We start from the raw sequence: 16,423 nt of genomic DNA, 5'->3' as shown, positions 1-16,423 counted from the left end.
CGGCAAGAGCTACCGACATGATCGAGACGAGGCAGCTCAGGGTTCTGCTCTGGCATGTCCACGGCTCGTGGACCACATCGTTCGTCCGAGGCGGGCACCGATATCTGCTCCCGGTGGTGGAGGGCGGCGGACCGTGGGGCCGGGGCCGGTGCGGCCGCGACTGGCCGGCCGCCGAAGAGATCCCCGCGGACGCGCTGCGAATGGCCGAACCCGACGTGGTCGTGCTGCAGCGGCCGGAGGAAATCGACCTCACCGAACGCTGGCTGGGCCGTCGGCCGGGTATCGATATCCCGGCTGTCTATGTCGAGCACAACGCTCCCCGCGACGGTGCGGCCACCAGCCGGCATCCGCTGGCCGAACGCACCGATATCCCACTCGTGCACGTCACCCATTTCAACGAGCTGATGTGGGACAGCGGGCGCGCGCCGACCCGCGTGGTGCCGCACGGCATCGTGGACCCCGGGGCGCTCTACACCGGGGAGTTACCGCACGGGGTCGCGCTGATCAACGAGGCACGGCGCCGCACCCGGGTCACCGGCAGCGATCTGCTGGCCGATTTCGCCCGGGCCGGGCCCGTCGATCTGTACGGGATCGGCGCCGGCGAGTTCGCCCCGCCGGGGCGCACGCTGCATCCGGTGCGCGGTATCGGCGATTTCGCCCACCCCGGGCTGCATGCCGCGATGGCGCGGCGACGGGTCTACCTGCACACCGCGCGGTGGACCTCCCTGGGTCTGTCCCTACTCGAAGCGATGCACCTGGGTATGCCGGTGGTCGCCCTCGCGACCACCGAGGCGGTCGCCGCGGTACCGCCGGAGGCCGGTGCGATCTCCACCGATATCGCGGCCCTCACCGCGAAGTTCCACGGATTCCTGCATGAACCCGATCTGGCGGTCCTGGCCGGTAAGTCGGGCCGGCAGTTCGCCGTGGAGCACTACGGGCTCGGCGCCTTTCTGCGCCGGTGGGATGTCCTGCTCGCCGAAGTCACCTAGCCGAACACCCCGAGGCCTCGAGCCGGGTCGGAAAGGGCGTACCGATGAAGATCGCGATGGTATCCGAACACGCCAGCCCCCTCGCCGCATTGGGCGGTGTCGACGCCGGCGGGCAGAACGTCCATGTCGCCGAACTGGCCGCGGGCCTTTCCCGGCGAGGGTACGACGTCACCGTCTACACCCGGCACGAACAGCCCGACGAGCCGCGCACCGTGACGACCGAACAGGGATACCGGGTGACCCGCGTCCCGGCGGGCCCGCGGCAGCCGCTGCCCAAGGACGAACTCCTCCCGCACATGGACGAATTCGGCGCGTTTCTGCGCGCTGAATGGCAGCACCGGCCCCCCGATGTGGCGCATGCGCATTTCTGGATGTCCGGGCTCGCCACCCTCGCCGCCAGCCGGCCTCTCGGTATCCCGATGCTGCAGACATTCCACGCGCTCGGGGTGGTCAAGCGCCGCTACCAGGGCTCCAAGGACACCAGTCCGGCCGGGCGGGTGGAACTCGAACGGCGTATCGCCGAACAGGCCGACCGGGTGATCGCGACCTGCACCGACGAGGTGTTCGAACTGGCCCGCCTGGGCCTGCCGCGAACCCGGACCTCGGTGATTCCCTGTGGTGTCGACCTCGAACGGTTCACACCGGACGGTCCGCGCGCGCCCCGGTCGGGGCGGTATCGCATGGTCAGCGTGGGCCGGCTGGTGCCGCGGAAGGGTTTCGATATCGCGATCACCGCGCTCACCGGGCTGCACGATACCGAGCTGCTTCTCGTCGGCGGACCGGACGACGGCAATCTCGCCGACGATCCGGAGGCGGTCCGGCTGCTGGCCTTGGCGCAGGAGCTCGGTGTCCGCGACCGGGTCCGGCTGCTCGGTCAGGTGCCGCGGGAGGATATGGCCCCGTTGCTGCGCTCGGCGGATGTGGCCGTCTGCACCCCGTGGTACGAACCGTTCGGCATCACCCCGCTCGAGGCCATGGCCTGCGGGGTGCCTGTGGTGGCGGCGGCGGTCGGCGGCCTGACCGACACAGTGGTCGACGGTGTCACCGGCACGCTGGTCACCCCCCAGGCCCCCGACGAGCTGGCCGACGCGGTGCGCGAACTCCTGGATTCGCCGGCGACCAGGCAGCGGTTCGGCCGCGCCGGGCGTGATCGTGTCCGGACGCGCTATTCCTGGGATCGGATCACCGTGGAGACCCTGCGCGCCTACCACCGGGTGGCTGCCGCCACCGCTGCCGCCGGAACAGACCGGGAACAGGCCCAATGACAGGCCGCACGCACCCGTGACGAGTCAGGGCAGACGACAGGGCCGCGCGCATCGATCGGCGGCCCGGCTGCCCGGGTAGGAGTAGATATGGCCCGAAGCCGTCAACGCGCGGTGGTGACCGGCGGTGCCGGTTTCGTCGGTTCGCATCTGTGCCGGCATCTTCTCGATACCGGCACGGCCGTACTCGCGCTCGACAATTTCGCGACGTCGGCGCCGGACAATATCGCCGCCCTGCTGGACCGGCCGGGTTTCGAATTCGTCCGCCACGATGTGACCGAGCCGTTTCCCGAGATCGGTTGCGCGGATATCGTCTTCCATCTCGCTTCCGCCGCTTCCCCGCCGGATTACCTGCGTCTGCCCCTCGAAACACTGCGGGCGGGATCACTGGGCACGGCGAATGCGCTCGAGCTCGCGGAACGTCACCGTGCCCGGTTCGTGCTGGCCTCCACGAGTGAGGTGTACGGCGATCCGGGTGTCCACCCACAGCCCGAGAGCTATTGGGGTCATGTGAATCCCGTGGGCCCCCGCAGCGTCTACGACGAAGCCAAGCGGTACGCCGAGGCACTGACCATGGCCTACCGCCGCGAGCGCGGAGCGAACACAGCGATCGCCCGGATCTTCAACACCTACGGGCCCAGGATGCGGGCCGACGACGGCCGCATGGTGCCCACCTTCATCGCCCAGGCGTTGTCGGGGGCACCGCTGACCGTCGCCGGCACCGGCGAGCAGACGCGGTCGCTCTGTTATGTCGAGGACACGGTGCGCGGGCTGCACGCGCTCGCGAACTCCGGGCACCCCGGCCCGGTGAACATCGGCAACCCGCACGAATTGTCCGTGCGGGCGCTTGCCGAGGAGGTCCGCGCCGCGATCGGGAGCCGATCCGCACTGGAGTACATCGACGGTCCGGTCGACGATCCGCAACGCCGGTGCCCGGATATCACCCTGGCGCGACGTGAGCTGGATTGGCAGCCGCGGATCGACCGTACCGAGGGTCTGCGCCGCACGATCGACTGGTTCGCCGGGCGCACCCTACCGCCCGCGCACACGCTCAGCCCGGTGGCCGGTAGTCCGCCGCATTGAACTTCCGGTGCCTGCGCGGCCCCGCGGACCGGCATATTCGCCGCGCTGAGCGCTCCGCGCAGTCGCCGCTGAGTAACGAAGCAAGGCGTCCCGGTTTGGCGCTCACCACGCCGGGTAGCGCCTAGAACGAATCGGCGGGCCGAGCCCGCGTTCCGAGTGGAAGGGCAGCCGGTGCGCATACTAGGTGTGAACGCAGTGTTCCACGATCCCGCGGCCGCGGTGGTCGTGGACGGCGAAATCGTCGCCGCCGCGGAAGAGGAACGGTTCAGCCGTCGTAAGCACGGTAAGCGGCCCGTGCCGTTCTCGGCGTGGGAGATGCCCGAACAGGCCGCAGCCTGGTGCCTGGAGCGGGCCGGTCTCCGGCCCGACCAGCTCGATGCGGTCGGCTATTCCTACGACCCGGGTCTGGTCGATCATTCGCTGGGCGGTCTCGACGCGTCGAGTGAGGAGACCCGCACCGACTACGCGCGCCGGGCGCCCGCTTTCCTGCGAACGGCACTGCCCGGACTGGACCCGTCGATCGTGCGTTTCGTCCGCCACCATGTCGCGCATGCGGCCTCGGCCGCACTCGCCGCTCCGTTCGGCGATTCGGCCGTCCTGGTGGCCGACGGCCGCGGTGAGAGCCAGTCGTATCTGGCCGGGGAGTACCGGGACGGCAAATTCGTCGAACTCGCCGCCCAGCGGCTGCCGCATTCGCTGGGGCTGCTGTACGAGGACCTCACCGAACATCTGGGTTTCGCCCGCTCCAGCGACGAGTACAAGGTGATGGCCTTGGCGTCCTACGGTACGCCGCGGTTCCTCGATCGCTTCCGGGAACTGATCTACACCACCGCCGACGGCGGTTTCCGAACCGAACCGGTGCGCTGGGACGATTTCGCGCCCGCCGTCACCCGCGGGGAACTCGGCCGCGACCACGCCGATCTGACGGCGAGTGTGCAGCAACGGCTCGAGGAAGTACTGCTGGAGCTCACCTCGTGGCTGCACCGGCAGACCGGTCAGCCGAATCTGACGCTGGCGGGCGGTATCGCACTCAACTGTGTGGCGAATACCCGGCTGCACGCCGAAGGACCCTACGACCGGATCTGGGTACAGCCCGCGGCGGGCGATGCGGGTACCGCACTCGGCGCGGCACTCCAGCTGGCCGCCGAATTCGGGGAGCGTGGTGCCCCGATGCGCGGGGCCGATCTCGGTCGCGAATGGTCCGACGGGGAGCTCGAATCCGTACTGCGCACAGCACGGGTCCGCTACACGCGACCCGCGGATATCGCGGACGAGGTGGCAGAGGCGCTCGCGGCGGATCAGGTGGTGGCCTGGTTCCAGGGCCGGGCCGAATTCGGTCCGCGCGCGCTCGGGCACCGGTCCCTGCTGGCGCATCCCGGCCGGGCGGCCAACCTGGAACGCCTCAACGATGTGAAGGGACGCGAGCAGTTCCGGCCCGTCGCGCCGATGGTGCTCGCCGATCGGGCGGCCGACATCTTCCATCGCGGCCCCTTGCCCAGCCCGTACATGTTGTTCGTCCACGATGTGGATCCGGCTTGGCGCGACCGGATTCCGGCCGTGACCCATGTGGACCACACGGCGCGAGTCCAGACTGTCGATTCCGCGGACAGCCCGCTGACGGCGCGGATGCTCACGGAGTTCGAGCGCCGCACCGGGCTGCCCATCGTGGTCAACACCAGCCTCAACACCGCCGGCCGGCCGATGGTCGATTCGCCGCGCGATGCCCTCGAATGTTTCGGTTCCGCGCCCATCGACCTACTCGCTCTCGGCCCGTTCCTGGTGCGTCGCCGATGAAGGGGCCGCAGCTCGACTACAGCATCGTCATCCCGACCATGGGCCGGGACAGCCTCCGGCTGCTACTGGAAGCGCTCGCCACCGCCACCGGCCCCGCGCCGCGGGAGATCATCGTGGTGGACGACCGCCGCGACGGTACGGAACTCATACTGACGCAAGGGTGTCCGCCTGCGCAGGTGATCCGTTCCGGTGGCCGGGGTCCGGCCGCCGCGCGCAATGCGGGATGGCGGCACGCCACGGGAACCTGGATCGCTTTCCTGGACGACGATGTATTCGTCGCCCCCGATTGGCCGGCACGGCTGGCCGGTGATCTGCTCGGACTCGACGAGACGACCGGGGCGTCCACCGCACGGATCGAGGTCCCGCTGCCGCCCGATCGCCGGCCGACCGACGACGAGCGCGGTACCGCGGGGCTGGCGAGCGCGCGCTGGATCACCGCGGATATGGCCTACCGCCGCTCCGTGCTCGACGTGGTGGGTGGTTTCGACGAGCGGTTCCCCCGCGCCTACCGCGAGGACGCCGACCTCGCCCTCCGGGTCTGTCTGGCCGGTTACGCCATTGCGGACGGCGAGCGGGTCACCGTCCACCCGGCGCGGAACTCGGGGCCACTGGCCAGTCTCCGCGCGCAACGCGGAAACGCCGACAATGCGCTGATGCGACGCAAATTCGGCGCCCACTGGCGCCGGCGCATCGGCGAAGGCTCCGGCCTGCTCCCCCGGCATGCCCTCACCACGGCGCTGGGCGCGGCGAGCGTGGGGGCGGGCCTCGCCGGACGAACCCGCCCCGCACTGGGATTCGCCGCTGTCTGGACCGCACTCACCGCCCAGTTCGCGATCCGCCGAATCCTGCCCGGACCCCGCACGCCCGGCGAGATCACCCGGATGACGGTGACCAGTGCGCTCATCCCCCCGGCCGCATGCTGGCATCGGCTGCGCGGTGAACTGCGGCACCGCCACGCCACGCATCCCGCACCCCATGCGCTGCTGTTCGACCGCGACGACACATTGATCGTCGATATTCCTTATCTCGCCGACCCGACCGGTGTGCAACCGGTCCCGGGCGCCGCGGACGCACTCGGGATGTTGCGCGCGGCCGGCATCCAGCTCGGCGTCGTCAGCAACCAGTCCGGTGTCGCCAAAGGGCTGATCACCCCCGGGCAACTGGCAGCGGTGAATCGGCGGGTCGAGGAACTACTCGGCCCGTTCGCGACCTGGCAGGTCTGTGTGCACGGCGAGGACGACGGTTGTGCCTGCCGTAAACCGGCGCCCGCCATGGTGCGCCGCGCCGCGGCCGATCTCGGTGTCGAGGTGGGCCGGTGCGTGCTCATCGGCGATACGGGCGCCGATATCGCCGCCGCGTTATCGGCCGGGGCACGGGCCATTCTGGTCCCCACCGCACGCACACGTCCCGAAGAGGTGCAGCAGGCGCGGGCCGAGGCGCTGGTCGCACCCGATCTCACCGAAGCGGTCCGATTGGCCTTGGCGGGTGCCTCATGACACGGCCGAGGCGGAACCGCACCGGAACGCCTGGATCGACGTGGGGAGGTGTGTTGTGACGGGCCGAGTGTTGGTGGCGCGCATGGACAACGTCGGCGATGTCCTGCTGGCCGGGCCGTGTGTCCGCGCGGTCGCCGCGGGCGCCGGCCACGTCACCCTGCTCGCCGGACCCCGCGGCCGTGCCGGAGCGGAGCTACTACCCGGTGTCGACCGAATCCTCACCTGGTGCGCACCGTGGATCGACCCGGAGCCGGCGCCGGTCTCGCCGGCCGATACCAGCGCCTTCGTCGACCGGCTGCGCGCCCTCGAACTGGATCGCGCACTGATCCTCACGTCGTTCCACCAGTCGCCGCTCCCGCTCGCACTGCTGCTCCGAATGGCGGGGATCCCGTGGGTCGGCGCGATCTCCGAAGACTATCCGGGTTCGCTGCTGGATCTGCGGCACCGGGTCGAGGGCGATCCGCCCGAGGCCGAGCGCGCACTGTCCCTTGCGACGGCGGCCGGGTTCCGGTTGCCGCCCGGCGACGACGGGAAACTCGCCGTGCGCCGACCGCTGCCGGATACCCACGCGCTCACCGGCCGGCCGGGCTATGTGGTGGTGCATCCCGCCGCGTCGGTACCGGCCCGGCAACCGTCGGCATTGCGGTCGGCGGCGACGGTGACCGCCCTCGTCCGGGCCGGTCACCGGGTGGTCGTGACCGGGGGCCCCGGCGACCGCCCGCTCACCGCCGCGGTCGCGGGCAACCATGCCGTCGATCTCGGCGGACGGACCGGCCTGCCCGAACTCGCCGCCGTGCTCCAGGACGCGACCGTAGTGGTGGCACCGAATACCGGACCCGCCCATCTGGCCGCGGCCGTCGGTACGCCGGTGGTCTCGCTGTTCGCGCCGGTCGTACCCGCCGCACGGTGGGCGCCCTACGGCGTTCCGGTGATCGTCCTCGGCGATCAGGCGGCACCGTGCCGCGACAGCCGGGTCCGGAACTGCCCGATCGCGGGGCATCCGTGCCTGGAATCCATCACCCCGGATCAGGTGGTACAGGCGGCGGAAGAACTCAGCGCGGACCGGGGTGGGGGTCTGCAGACAGGAGGTGTGTCGTGATCGAGGAACATTTCGCGGCGCTGTGCACAGCGCTGCAGCGCACCAGTTCCTTCGCTCCGAAGATCAGCGGATGGGGGCGTGAGCTGGCGGCCGTGCTCGACAACGGCGGCCGGTTGCTCGCCTGCGGTAACGGCGGTAGCGCGGCGGAAGCCCAGCATCTGACCGGGGAACTGGTCGGCCGGTTCCACCACGAACGGCAACCGCTGTCGGCGATCGCCCTGCACGCCGATACCTCGGCGGGTACCGCGATCGTGAACGACTACGGCGGGCACGAACTGTTCGCCCGTCAGGTCCGCGCGCACGGCCGGCCAGGTGATGTCCTGGTCCTGTTGTCCACCAGCGGTACCAGCCAGAATGTGGTGGCCGCCGCGAAAACCGCCCAGGAACTGGGTGTCGGTACCTGGGCGATGACCGGTCCGATGCCGAATCCGCTGGCGGCGCTGTGCGACGACGCCATCGCGGTGGAGGCGGCAACCACCGCCACGGTGCAGGAAGTGCATCTTGCGCTGGTGCACGCCTTGTGCGCGGCGCTCGACGAGGCATTGGGAATTCCGGCGTGAAACCGCTGGTCGTCCTCGGCGATACCCTGCTCGACGTCGATATCGAGGGCGCCGCCGACCGGCTGTGCCCCGAGGCGCCGGTCCCCGTGGTGGATGTGGAACGCCGCTGGTTGCGCCCCGGTGGCGCCGGGCTGGCCGCGCTGCTGGCCGCCCGGTCCGTGGCCGAGGTCGCGCTGATCACGGCCCTCACCGAGGACGACGGCGGTCGCAGTCTGCTGCGGCTGCTCGGTGAAGAGGTCGACGTCGTGCCCATGGTGTTGCGCGGGGAAACAGTACGGAAGACGAGGGTTCGGGCGGGCGGCCAGTCGCTGGTGCGGCTGGACACCGGAGACGGTACCGCCGATGCCGGGCCGGTGAGTTCGGCGGTGGTGCGGATGCTGCGGTCGGCCGGGGCGATCCTGGTCGCCGATTACGGCCGCGGGGTGGCCGCGCATCCGCGGATCCGGCGCCTGCTCACCGAACTCGCCCGGGCCGTGCCGGTGGTGTGGGATCCGCATCCGCGCGGACCGGCGCCGACAGCGGGCGTATCGCTGGTCTCACCGAATCTGAACGAGGCCCGGCAGTTCGCGCCCGGATACGCCGAACCCGACGAATTGGCGAAGGTCCTGCGCGACGAATGGTCCGCCGATTCGGTTGCGGTGACGCTCGGTTCGTCCGGGGCGGTCCTGGCCAACGGTAAACGGCTGGCGACGGTTCCCGTTCCCGCGTCGATCCGCAGCGCGGACCGTATCGCTCCCGATACCTGCGGTGCCGGCGACCGATTCGCTTCCGCGGCGACGGCGGCGCTGCTGGACGGGTCGACGGTGGCCGAGGCGGTGACCCATGCCGTGGATACGGCCGCCAGATTCGTCGCCACCGGTGCCGCCACCACCCTGTCGACCTGCGACAGTCCCGCGGCGACCGCCACCGGGGAAACCGATGCCGCCGGTTCGGCATTCGAGCTGGCGGCGGCGGTCCGGGACAGGGGTGGGCGGTTGGTCGCCACCGGCGGCTGTTTCGATCTGCTGCATCCCGGCCATGTGAGCCTGCTGCGCCAGGCGCGGGCCATGGGCGATGCCTTGATCGTCTGCCTGAACTCCGATGATTCGGTGCGCCGGTTGAAAGGCCCCAGCCGGCCGATCGTCGCCGCCCGCGACCGCGCCCGGCTGCTGCTCGAACTGTCCTCGGTCGATGCCGTCGCGGTATTCGACGAATCCGCGCCGAGCGCGCTGCTGGATCGGCTGCGACCCGATATCTGGGTCAAGGGCGGCGACTACGCCGAGGCGGAACTGCCCGAAGCCGAGGTGGTGCGCCGGCACGGCGGCGACATAGCGCTGATCCCCACAGTCCGCGGTTATTCGACGACTCAGTTGGTCAGCCGGTCCCGCGGCTGACCCGACCACGAAGGAGCGCGATGCGAACACTCGGCAATATCCTGGTCACCGGCGGCGCGTCCGGACTCGGCGCGGCAGTGACGGCGGCGGTCCTCGAACGCGGGGGCCGTCCCCTCGTGATCGACCGCGAACAACCGGAGACCACCGTCGATTTCGTGCGGGCCGATCTCGCCGATACCGCGGCCGCGGAGAACGCGGTACAGGAACTGTCCGAACGCGTGGACGGCCGGATCGACGGCGTGTTCACCGCCGCGGGCACCGATGCCTGCGGGCGGTTGGACGACGTGCCGGCCAAGGATTGGGAGCGGGTGGTCCAGGTGAACCTGCTGGGTACGGTCGCCGTGGTACGGGCCGCCCTGCCGGCCCTGCGGGCCCACCGGGGCACCGTGGTGACCTGTGCGTCCACGCTGGGAATCAAGGCGGTCGGCGACGCCACCGCGTACTGCGCCTCGAAATTCGGCGTGGTCGGCTTCACCCGGGCGCTGGCCGCCGAAACCGCCGGTGACGTCGGCGTGACCTTGCTGATCCCCGGCGGTATGCATACGGCCTTCTTCGACGGGCGCGCCGAACAGTACAAACCGCCGCCGGACGCGAAACTCAACCAGCCCGCCGATGTCGCGCAATCCGTCCTGTTCGCGCTGAGCCAGCCGCCGGGCTGCGAGGTCCGCGAACTGGTCGTCTGCACCTCGGAAGAGGGGTCGTGGCCCTGAGCGGATCGATACTCGTACTGCGGGCACTCGGCCTCGGCGATCTGCTGACCGCGGTGCCCGCCTTACGTGCGCTGCGCGCCGCCTACCCGGACGATCGCCTGGTACTCGCCGCGCCCGAACCGCTGCGTGGGCTGGTGGCGTCGATCGAGGCGGTCGACGAACTGCTGCCGACCCCCGGGTTGGGAGCGCTACGGTGGCCGGGTGCAGCCCCCCGGCTGGCGGTCAACCTGCACGGCAGAGGTCCGGAGAGTATCCGCGATCTCCTGTCGGCCGACCCGGAATCGCTGCTGACCCATCGTCATCCGGCCTATCCGGGGTCGGCCGGCCCGGACTGGCCCACGAGGCTGCACGAGGTGGATCGCTGGTGCCGGCTGCTGGAGTACCGCGGGATCGCGACCGATCGTGACGCGCTGTGGTTACCTGCTCCACCGGTGCCGGCGCCGGTATCGCGGGCAGTGGTGGTCCATCCCGGTGCCGCCTATCCCGCACGCCGCTGGCCGCCCGAGCGATTCGCGCGGGTGGCGCGGACCTTGAGCGCCGGCGGCCGGCCCGTGGTGATCACCGGGTCGCGCGCGGAGGTTCCGCTCGCGAATACCGTTGCCGCGCAGGCAGGCCTACCGCCCTCGGCGGTGTACGCGGGTCGTACCGATCTGCTGGAACTGGCCGCACTGGTGGCCGAGGCCCAGCTGGTGATCTGCGGCGATACCGGCGTGGGCCATCTGGCCACCGCCTACGGGACGCCCTCGGTGCTGCTGTTCGGCCCCACCCCGCCCCATACCTGGGGCCCGCCGGTCACCGCACGGCACCATATCGCGTTGTGGGCGGGCAGAACCGGTGATCCGCATGCCGACCGCCCGGATTCCGGCCTTCTCATGGTGCGACCGGAACGGGTGCTCACCGCCGCGGCCGAAGTCCTCGGAAAGGGGGCACACCATGGGTAGTCGCGTCGGTGTCGTCGGCGCCGGATACGTAGGACTCACCAGCGCCGCGTGTCTTGCCCATCTCGGGCACCACGTGATCTGTGTGGACAACGACGAGGCCAAGGTCGAACGGCTGCGGGCGGGTTCGGTATCGATCGTCGAGCCCGGGCTGGCCGAACTCGTGCGCGAGGGCCTGGCCGAGGAGCGGCTCGCCTTCAGCACCGATCCGTGCGCGCTGACCGAGGCCGAAGTAGTGCTGCTGTGCCTGCCGACGCCCATGGGTGACGGCGGCGAGGCCGATCTGGAAGTGCTCGACCGTGCCCTGGACACCTTGGCCACCGTCCTGCGCCCGGACTGCACGCTGGTCACCAAATCCACCGTTCCGGTCGGAACGGCGGCCCGTCTCACCGAAGCACCCGGTCTCGCCGGCCGGGCCGTGGTGAGCAACCCCGAATTCCTCCGGGAAGGCCACGCGGTGCACGATTTCCTGCACCCGGATCGTATCCTCGTCGGCGCCGGCCACGGGGATACCGAGGCCGCCGACCGGGTCGCGGGACTGTACGCGGGCACCGGCGCCAGGGTCGTCCGATCCGATACGGCCAGTGCGGAACTCGCGAAATACGCGAGCAACGCCTTCCTCGCGGTGAAGCTCTCCTTCGTCAACACGATGGCCGATCTGTGCGAACGGGTCGGCGCCGATATCACCCGGGTCACCGACACCATGGGCATGGACGGCCGCATCGGCCCCGATTTCCTCGCCCCCGGCCCGGGCTGGGGCGGCTCCTGCCTACCCAAGGACACCCACGCGCTCCTGCGTGCCGCCGAGGCCGAGGGCGTGGATTTCGCGCTCGTCCGCGATGCGGTGAGAGCCAACGAGCGCCAGCAGGCGATGGTGGTGCGCAAAATCCGCTATGCGGTCACCGGCGCGGTGGACGGCACTCTCACCGGCACCCGAATCGGTGTGCTCGGCCTCGCATTCAAAGCCGGAACCGGCGATCTCCGCGACTCCCCCGCTGTGGCGGTCGCGCAGCAGCTGTGCCGCCACGGGGTCACCGTCGTCGCCCACGATCCGTGCGTACCCGCCGGGACACCGGGGCTGGATCCGGTGCACGTGGTCGACGACCCCTATCTGGTGGCGAAGGACGCCTCCGCACTCGTGGTTCTCACCGAATGGCCAGAGTTCCTGACCCTGAACTGGCAGCGACTGGAGGCCGTGGCCGCCCAGCCGATCATCGTCGACACCCGTAACCTGCTCGGCGGAACCACGCTCGGCCACACCGGTTTCCGAGTAATCGGCATCGGCACCGGCGAGCCGGGCACACACGCCTGAGAGTCCGCTTTCCCGAGACGCCGGCACCCGGCGCGCACCGTAAACCGGACACCCGCGCGCCGGCCCAGAACGACTCTCGGCCCCACACCGTGATCGTGCGGGCATGCACGCGCCTACCGGCGTACGAGGACCTGATCTCTCGGCCCGCTTCCGCATCGGCGACGCCGTCGCGGCCGCCGCGGTCTCGCCGTCTGTCGACTCGCAGGCGTCTGTCGAATGGCCGGCGGGCAGAGCAGGTGCGAACACGTTCGGCATGCCGACCGGCGAACAGACCGGTCACGTACCACTCCCCGGCCCGGGTCACCGGACGTGCAGGCCCGTGCCGGCACCCTGTCCGGGCGCCGGCCAACTGTTCATACGCATACTCTCGGTCCGCCGGGAACCCTGCCGCCCTGTGCGGCGGCTGCGATCGACCGGTGGCGCCCCTTCGCCTTTCTCGCTGCATGCGCACAGGACCCGGCCGGGGCGTGGTCTCGCGGCGGCCGGGCCCTGCCCTTCGTCTGAGACGCCGCGCTTCAGGCGGGTATCGCCGTAGTGTCCCGCTCCCAGATGCGGTGGCCCGCGAGCACCGTGGCGAAGGATTCCACGAAACCGTCGGACACCGCGTCGCCGGACTGGAGTACACCGTCGACCGGAGTGTCCGGTTCGGCGGGGACTGCGATACCGCCGGCCCGCAGGACTTCGGCGCCCGCACCGAGCACTGCCACCGGTTTGAAGTGCTTGTACGCCTCGGTCACGAAATGCACCGCGGGACCCGCGGCGGCGAGAGTGCGGGCGGCGGTGTCACCGCCCGCCACGACCACCGCGTCGTAGAGCACCGACGCCATGGTCGCCAGGGTTTTGTCCACGGTCAGGCCCCCCTCCGTGGCACCGCGGAGTTCGCCGCCGTGTTCGGCCAGCACCTCGGTCTCGGCGCCGCGTTCGCGCAGCGCCGTACGCAACCGTTCGACGCCTGCCACATCGACTCCGTCGGCGGCGAGAACGGCGATCTTGCGCGTCGCGATGGTGGCCGGGGGATCCTTCACCTGTGACAACGCCGGCGACAACGGCACATCCTCCACCGGGCCGGCCTCGGGGGTGGGCAGGCCGAGCCGGCCGGCGACCCGGCTCGCCATATCCGGGTCGATCCGGACCAGCTGCTCGAGCGCATGCGAGCGGATCTCCACACGTTTACATTTGCCGAGTTCGAAGGCGAACGCGGAGACGATGTGCTCGGCCTCCGTCGGCGTCATACTGCGCCAGAACATGCGGGGCTGCCGGTAGTACTCCTTGAAGCTGTCGCTGCGGATCCGCAGCGTATCGCCTTCCTCTCGCCGGGTGTAGTGACGGAACACCTCTTCGTCGGCGAGTGCCGGGCAGCCGCCGCCGAGGGTGTTCTTGGTGTAGAACGCCTGGCCGTGCGGGATATCGTGGCGGCCGAAGCCGTCCTGCTGATGGGTGCGGACATCGGCCAGCGGCCGGTTCACCGGGAGATGCGCGAAATTCGGCCCGCCGAGGCGGATGAGCTGGGTGTCCAGATAGGAGAAGTTCCGTAGCTGCAGCAGCGGATCATTCGTGAAATCGATACCGGGTACGACATTGGCCGTATGGAAGGCGACCTGTTCGGTTTCGGCGAAGAAATTGTCCGGGTTGCGATCCAGCACCATCTCACCGACCGGGCGCACCGGGACCTGTTCTTCCGGGATTATCTTGGTGGAATCGAGCAGGTCGAAATCGAAATCGAATTCCTGTTCCTCCGGTACCAGCTGCACGCCCAGTTCCCAGCGCGGGAAATCGCCGGCTTCGATACTGTCCCACAGATCGCGCCGGTTGTAGTCCGGGTCGCGCCCGGCGACCTGCTGGCATTCGTCCCATACCAGGGAGTGCACGCCCAGGGCGGGCTTCCAGTGGAATTTCACGAAGGTTCCGCGGCCTTCGGCGTTGACGAACCGGAATGTGTGGACGCCGAACCCCTGCATCATCCGGTAGCTACGCGGCAGGGCGCGGTCCGACATCAGCCACATGATCGCATGCAGGGTTTCGGGCTGTTCGGCCACGAAATCCCAGAGCGTATCGTGCGCCGACTGCGCCTGCGGGATCTCGTTGTGCGGTTCGGGTTTCACCGCATGCACGAAATCCGGGAATTTTATTCCGTCCTGGATGAAGAACACCGGGAAGTTGTTTCCGACCAGATCGTAATTTCCCTGTTCGGTGTAGAACTTCGTGGCGAACCCGCGAACATCGCGCACGGTATCGGCCGAGCCGCGGGATCCGGCAACGGTGGAGAAACGGACGAACACCGGGGTCCGGGTACCGGGGTCGGTCAGGAACTTCGCGGCTGTGTATTCCGCCAGCGAATCGTCATAGGGCCGGAAGTAGCCGTAGGCACCCGCGCCGCGGGCGTGGACGACGCGTTCCGGAATGCGTTCGTGGTCGAAATGGGTGACCTTTTCGCGGGCATGGAAGTCTTCGAGCAGTGTGGGCCCGCGCGCACCGACGCTCAGCGCATCGTCGGTGTGATCCACCCGGACGCCCTGCTGTGTCGTGAGGTACCCACTCTCCCGGTCCTGCCGCAGCGGATCGAGCTGTTGTTGTTTGGGGTCGGTATCGCCCCGGCCTTCGCCGAGCGGGCGCTGCGCCGCCTCGGATGCGGCGGGTGTCGCAGATCCCTGATCCGATGTTCGGTCCACGAGTTGTCCTCCTCGATGGCGTGCGCGGCCGTGCCGTACCGGCCTGTGAGCATGGTCGTTTCCCGGTCGGCGGCTTCCCGGATCCGCGGGCGATAAACACCGAAGCATCGGGGGCTGTGTCGCCGGCCGCCGACGGGGTACCCGCCCTCCTATGACCACACCGGATCCCGGCCCCCGGGCCGCGGCCGATCGGGACGAACCCGATTTCGCCGAGGAGCACGCCGAACCCACCCACGCCGACGAACACCCCACCGGCGAACAGATCGAAACCGACGAATCCACTCCGAAGGGGCACAGCGGTATGGATTCATAACCGCTCTTCCGCCGCCCAGCGGAGCACCGCCGGGCCACGACACCGGTCGGCCGCCACCCCACGGGCAGCGCGGGGAATAATCACAGCCATGAACGCGCGGGACGAGCTGCCGGAATCCGAAGTCGAACTCGTGGAACGGGTGGTCGGCGCCGGCGACCCCCTGCAAGTGGGGCGGTTCCGGTACTATTTCGCGACCCGGACCTGGGAGTGGTCGGCGGAGGCCGCCCGGATCCACGGCCACCCTCCGGAGGCCCGCCCCACCACCGAGCTGCTGCTCTCCCATAAGCACCCCGACGATCGCGACCGGCTCGAGGCCATGATCCTGTCGGTCGAGGACGGGGGCCCGTTCTCCAGCCGCCACCGCATCATCGATACGGCGGGCGACGTCAAGGAGGTGCTCGTGGTCTCCGAGCCCATGCTGGACGAGGCCGGTGCAGCGATCGGTACCGAGGGCTTCTATATCGACCTGTCGGCCACTGCGGACGAATTTCGCCGCGAGGCCCTCGACGACACGCTGCCGCAGGTGCTGGACGCCCGGATGGTCATCGAGCAGGCCAAGGGCGCGCTCATGCTCGCCTACGGGATCAATGCCGACCAGGCCTTCCATGTGCTGCGCTGGCGGTCGCAGGAAACGAATATCAAGCTGCGCCGGGTCGCCGAGCGGATGGTCGCGGCACTTCCGGGTATCGCCGATGAGGAGGTCCGGCTGCGGACCCGCCTGGACCATGTACTGCTGACGCTGCACCACGATATCGGCGCAGGCGGCACCGACGGCGATGCGGCCGCGGCGCCTTCTCGTCAGCGCTGACCGGACCGGCCCGGCGC

The 16,423-nt window shown here is 69.9% G+C and carries 14 protein-coding genes; 13 read left to right on the top strand and 1 reads right to left on the bottom strand.

The features are described from left to right. Positions 1 to 17 precede the first annotated feature (17 nt). From NFL01S_RS29520 to NFL01S_RS29470, 11 genes are all read left to right on the top strand, one after another. Positions 18 to 989, top strand: coding sequence for a glycosyltransferase (locus NFL01S_RS29520; protein WP_062979597.1), 972 nt, complete (start codon positions 18 to 20; stop codon positions 987 to 989). Between the two features lie 44 nt (positions 990 to 1,033). Further along, positions 1,034 to 2,254 carry a glycosyltransferase gene (locus NFL01S_RS29515; RefSeq protein ID WP_062979596.1) on the top strand — a complete coding sequence of 407 codons (1,221 nt, stop codon included), beginning with the start codon at positions 1,034 to 1,036 and terminating at the stop codon, positions 2,252 to 2,254. A gap of 87 nt (positions 2,255 to 2,341) precedes the next feature. Next, positions 2,342 to 3,334, top strand: a complete 993-nt coding sequence (locus NFL01S_RS29510) for a UDP-glucuronic acid decarboxylase family protein (RefSeq protein WP_062979595.1) — start codon at positions 2,342 to 2,344, stop codon at positions 3,332 to 3,334. 171 nt (positions 3,335 to 3,505) lie between these two features. Further along, positions 3,506 to 5,128, top strand: a complete 1,623-nt coding sequence (locus NFL01S_RS29505; RefSeq protein WP_062979722.1) for a carbamoyltransferase family protein — start codon at positions 3,506 to 3,508, stop codon at positions 5,126 to 5,128. After that, positions 5,125 to 6,624 carry an HAD-IIIA family hydrolase gene (locus NFL01S_RS29500; RefSeq protein ID WP_062979594.1) on the top strand — a complete coding sequence of 500 codons (1,500 nt, stop codon included), beginning with the start codon at positions 5,125 to 5,127 and terminating at the stop codon, positions 6,622 to 6,624. The genes NFL01S_RS29505 and NFL01S_RS29500 overlap by 4 nt, the downstream gene beginning before the upstream one ends. A gap of 55 nt (positions 6,625 to 6,679) precedes the next feature. Then, positions 6,680 to 7,723: a glycosyltransferase family 9 protein gene (locus NFL01S_RS29495; RefSeq protein ID WP_062979721.1), complete on the top strand. Its 1,044-nt coding sequence runs from the start codon at positions 6,680 to 6,682 to the stop codon at positions 7,721 to 7,723. Continuing rightward, the gene (locus NFL01S_RS29490; RefSeq protein ID WP_062979593.1) at positions 7,720 to 8,283 is read left to right on the top strand and encodes a D-sedoheptulose-7-phosphate isomerase; all 564 of its coding nucleotides are present in this window, start codon (positions 7,720 to 7,722) and stop codon (positions 8,281 to 8,283) included. The genes NFL01S_RS29495 and NFL01S_RS29490 overlap by 4 nt, the downstream gene beginning before the upstream one ends. Next, positions 8,280 to 9,656, top strand: coding sequence for a PfkB family carbohydrate kinase (locus tag NFL01S_RS29485; RefSeq protein ID WP_062979592.1), 1,377 nt, complete (start codon positions 8,280 to 8,282; stop codon positions 9,654 to 9,656). The genes NFL01S_RS29490 and NFL01S_RS29485 overlap by 4 nt, the downstream gene beginning before the upstream one ends. Before the next feature lie 20 nt (positions 9,657 to 9,676). After that, positions 9,677 to 10,366, top strand: a complete 690-nt coding sequence (locus tag NFL01S_RS29480) for an SDR family oxidoreductase (RefSeq protein WP_062979591.1) — start codon at positions 9,677 to 9,679, stop codon at positions 10,364 to 10,366. Next, complete coding sequence (locus NFL01S_RS29475; protein WP_062979590.1) at positions 10,357 to 11,307, top strand: glycosyltransferase family 9 protein; 951 nt, start codon at positions 10,357 to 10,359, stop codon at positions 11,305 to 11,307. The genes NFL01S_RS29480 and NFL01S_RS29475 overlap by 10 nt, the downstream gene beginning before the upstream one ends. Next, the gene (locus tag NFL01S_RS29470) at positions 11,300 to 12,616 is read left to right on the top strand and encodes a UDP-glucose dehydrogenase family protein (RefSeq protein WP_062979589.1); all 1,317 of its coding nucleotides are present in this window, start codon (positions 11,300 to 11,302) and stop codon (positions 12,614 to 12,616) included. Before NFL01S_RS29475 ends, NFL01S_RS29470 begins: the two co-directional genes overlap by 8 nt. Positions 12,617 to 13,131: 515 nt before the next feature. On the opposite strand, the gene NFL01S_RS29465 is transcribed toward NFL01S_RS29470, so the two are convergent. After that, entirely contained in the window at positions 13,132 to 15,285 is a 2,154-nt protein-coding gene (locus NFL01S_RS29465) for a catalase (RefSeq protein ID WP_371851875.1), read from the bottom strand. Positions 15,286 to 15,436: 151 nt separating this feature from the next. Here NFL01S_RS29465 and NFL01S_RS35830 point away from each other — a divergent pair, with 151 nt between their 5' ends. After that, complete coding sequence (locus tag NFL01S_RS35830; RefSeq protein ID WP_157117089.1) at positions 15,437 to 15,598, top strand: hypothetical protein; 162 nt, start codon at positions 15,437 to 15,439, stop codon at positions 15,596 to 15,598. 88 nt (positions 15,599 to 15,686) lie between these two features. After that, a complete protein-coding gene (locus NFL01S_RS29460) occupies positions 15,687 to 16,406 on the top strand; it encodes a PAS and ANTAR domain-containing protein (protein WP_062979588.1) in 720 nt (239 codons plus the stop codon). Positions 16,407 to 16,423 lie beyond the last annotated feature (17 nt).

Origin of the sequence: Nocardia flavorosea NBRC 108225, from assembly GCF_001613385.1 — a bacterium.
Taxonomy (GTDB): domain Bacteria; phylum Actinomycetota; class Actinomycetes; order Mycobacteriales; family Mycobacteriaceae; genus Nocardia; species Nocardia flavorosea.
Note: the sequence above shows the minus strand (reverse complement) of the source record. Positions and strands in the feature narration are given on the sequence as shown.

Excerpts from the sequence above, each read along its gene's own strand:
- NFL01S_RS29520 (WP_062979597.1), top strand. The coding sequence starts at position 18 with ATGATCGAGACGAGGCAGCTCAGGGTTCTGCTCTGGCATGTCCACGGC.
- NFL01S_RS29515 (WP_062979596.1), top strand. The coding sequence starts at position 1,034 with ATGAAGATCGCGATGGTATCCGAACACGCCAGCCCCCTCGCCGCATTG.
- NFL01S_RS29510 (WP_062979595.1), top strand. The coding sequence starts at position 2,342 with ATGGCCCGAAGCCGTCAACGCGCGGTGGTGACCGGCGGTGCCGGTTTC.
- NFL01S_RS29500 (WP_062979594.1), top strand. The coding sequence starts at position 5,125 with ATGAAGGGGCCGCAGCTCGACTACAGCATCGTCATCCCGACCATGGGC.
- NFL01S_RS29480 (WP_062979591.1), top strand. The coding sequence starts at position 9,677 with ATGCGAACACTCGGCAATATCCTGGTCACCGGCGGCGCGTCCGGACTC.
- NFL01S_RS29470 (WP_062979589.1), top strand. The coding sequence starts at position 11,300 with ATGGGTAGTCGCGTCGGTGTCGTCGGCGCCGGATACGTAGGACTCACC.
- NFL01S_RS35830 (WP_157117089.1), top strand. The coding sequence starts at position 15,437 with ATGACCACACCGGATCCCGGCCCCCGGGCCGCGGCCGATCGGGACGAA.
- NFL01S_RS29460 (WP_062979588.1), top strand. The coding sequence starts at position 15,687 with ATGAACGCGCGGGACGAGCTGCCGGAATCCGAAGTCGAACTCGTGGAA.